We start from the raw sequence: 2,639 nt of genomic DNA, 5'->3' as shown, positions 1-2,639 counted from the left end.
GGATCGGATCCGGGTGAAGTACGTCGAGGTGGGGCGTCCGGCGCCGACGAAGGTGGATCTGCTGCGTCGGGCGGTGGAGGACGGGATCCTGCCCGGACTCGATCCCGACACCCCCGTCCATGACGACTGACACCCGCGGCCCGTCGATCGCCCACGTCGGCGCGATCCGGTTCCAGCGCTACCTCGGCGTGATCGTCGCGGCGTTCGGCCTGCTCTACGCGCTGCAGACGCTCGACGCCCTCGTTGTCGACTGGCCGACGATGGCGGGCCCGCTCGGCGGCGCCGCCGTCGCGCTCGTCGCGGCGTCCGTGCTGCTCGGTACCGTCGCGGGCCTGGTGCCGTCCCGCGCGCGCAGCCTCTTCCTGGCCGCAGCGATCGTGTTCGCCGCCGCCGTGGTCGTCTGGCCGTGGTCGATCCGCGCCCCGGTGCCGGACACCCCGATGCCCTGGTTCATCGGCGTGCTGCCGGTGGAGGCCGCCTACCTGACGGTCGCGTTCCGCCGCCACGCGGCGCCCGTCGCGGGCTCGGTCCTGCTCAGCGTCGTGATCGCCCTGCTCCTCGTGACCCGTGGCGGCCTCGGCCCAGCGGACGCGTTCGCGAACGGGCTGTTCGGCATCGCGATCTCCGTGGCGCTCGTGATCCTGATCGCCGCCGTGCGGCACGGCGTGGCGCGAGCCGACCGCGCCCAGCAGGCCGCGCTCGCCGGCTACGGCCGCTCGCGCCTCGACGACGCCACCGAGAGCGAGCGGGTGCGGACCGACGCCCTCGTGCACGACTCCGTGCTCACCACCTTCCTCGCGGCCGCGGCCGCCAGGGACGAGGAGGCGGAGCGGCTCGCGCGGCGGATGGCCGCGAACGCGCTCCGCGTGCTCGCGCACGTCAGCCGCGCCTCCGACACCGGCCACGGTGTGCCGTTCGGCAAGGCGCTCAGCGATGCGGCCGACCGCTTCGCCCCGCTCCTGCCCGGCTGGGAGGTGCAGGAGGTCGGTGCGCTGCGCGACCTCGTCGTGCCCGTCTCGGCCGCGGATGCGGTGGTCGACGCGATGCTGCACGCGATCGAGGCGGGTCAGCTGCACGCGGAGGGCGCGACCACGCGCTCGATCCGGATGAGCGAGCTCGGCCCGGACGGGCTGCGGATCGTCGTCACGGACGACGGCGCCCCGCTCGACCCCGCCGAACCCGAGCACGAGCGCGCGGCGCTGCTCCGCGTCGCCGCCGAGCTGATGCGGAGCATCGACGGTCGCGCCGACATCCGCTCGGAGCCGGCGGTCGGCACGACGGTCACCCTCAGCTGGGGCTCGGTCGTCGTGACCGGCACCGCGCCCCGCCCGGAGCCGACCGAGGTGCCGGCGTGATCGTCGTCCCGAGGTGGTTCTCCGCGGGCATCGCCTCCGCCGTCGCCGCCTACACCGCGGCCTACGCGATCCTGTGGATCGCGATCGGCCGCTCGCCGCTCACGAACCTGATCGCGCTCGGCCTCTTCGGCATCGCGTTCGGGCTGTGCATCGCGCGCGCCGGGCGTGCCTCGCTGCCCTCGACGGCGGTGATCCTCGGCTGCGGGCTGAGCCTGCCGCTGCTCGGCTCCGCCGGCCTCGACCCGGTGCGCGACAGCTACAGCAGCGGAGCCTGGTACGTCTCCGGGGTCTCCTGCCTCGTCGTCATGCTGCTGTGGCGCCGCCGCGCCGCCGCGGCCTGGGTGCTGCTCGCGGCGCTGCTCGTCCACACCTTCGCGTGGGGCGGCCTCGACGCCCTCAACGGGTTCGGCGTCGTCGCGGCCGCGCTGCTCATCACGGTCATGGCCGCGGGCGGCTGGGCGGTCGCCCGAACCGAGCACCACCTGAGCTCCTTCTCCGTGGCGGAGCTGGAGACGCTCGAGTGGGAGGCGGCGCAGGCCGCGTACCACACCGAGCGGCAGGTGCGCCTCGCCACCACCGCCAGGCTCGCCTCCGGGATGCTGCAGCGCATCGCCACGGCCGAGCGCGGCCTGACCGATCAGGACCGGTTCGAGTGCCGGCTGCTCGAGCAGACGATCCGCGACGAGATCCGCGGCCGCCGCCTGCTGAACGACGCGGTGCGCGAGCAGGTCATCGCGCATCGGCGGCGCGGGGCGCTCGTGCAGGTGAACGACGACGGCGGTGTCGACGACATCCCGGTCGCCGTGCTCGACCCGCTGCTCGAGCGGGTCGCCGCCGCGATCGACGGCCTCGTCTCCGATCGGATCATCATCCGCACCGCCCCGCGCGACTCGGACAAGGCGATCACCGTCGTCGCGATGTCGAGCGACCCCGTCGCCGCCGCGCTCGGCATCGACGACGGCGAGGAGCAGGTCGACCTGTGGCTCGAGCTCGATCGGCCGGTGCTCGCATGACGGGCCGCACCCCAGGTCTGGGGGCGGCTCGAACCGGGGTGGGCGCCGCAGCGCCGGTGACCCCCGCAACTACACTCGCGGCGTCCTTCGGGGGACGCCACGCGCAGGAGGAGGAGGCCGGTCGTGTCGATCGCGCATGCTGAGAGTGCCACTGATGTGGTGCGGGTCGCCGTTGTGGATGATCACGAGTCGGTGCGGTTGGGGTTGCTTGCTGCGTGTATGCGTGAGGGGTATCAGTTCGTCGATGAGGGCGCGAATGTCGCGGAGTTGA

General features: G+C 73.9%; 2 protein-coding genes. Both read left to right on the top strand.

Annotation, left to right across the window (positions count from 1 at the left end; translation table 11 throughout):
• Positions 1–119: 119 nt before the first annotated feature.
• Positions 120–1,355, top strand: a complete 1,236-nt coding sequence (locus ACTHLI_RS12680; protein ID WP_440184205.1) for a hypothetical protein — start codon at positions 120–122, stop codon at positions 1,353–1,355.
• Positions 1,352–2,368 (top strand): hypothetical protein, encoded by a 1,017-nt coding sequence (locus ACTHLI_RS12675; RefSeq protein ID WP_440184202.1) that lies wholly within the window; start codon positions 1,352–1,354, stop codon positions 2,366–2,368. The genes ACTHLI_RS12680 and ACTHLI_RS12675 overlap by 4 nt, the downstream gene beginning before the upstream one ends.
• Positions 2,369–2,639: the final 271 nt, after the last annotated feature.

The organism is Amnibacterium sp. (assembly GCF_051956055.1).
Lineage (GTDB): Bacteria > Actinomycetota > Actinomycetes > Actinomycetales > Microbacteriaceae > Amnibacterium.
This window is presented reverse-complemented; position numbering and strand designations above follow the sequence as displayed.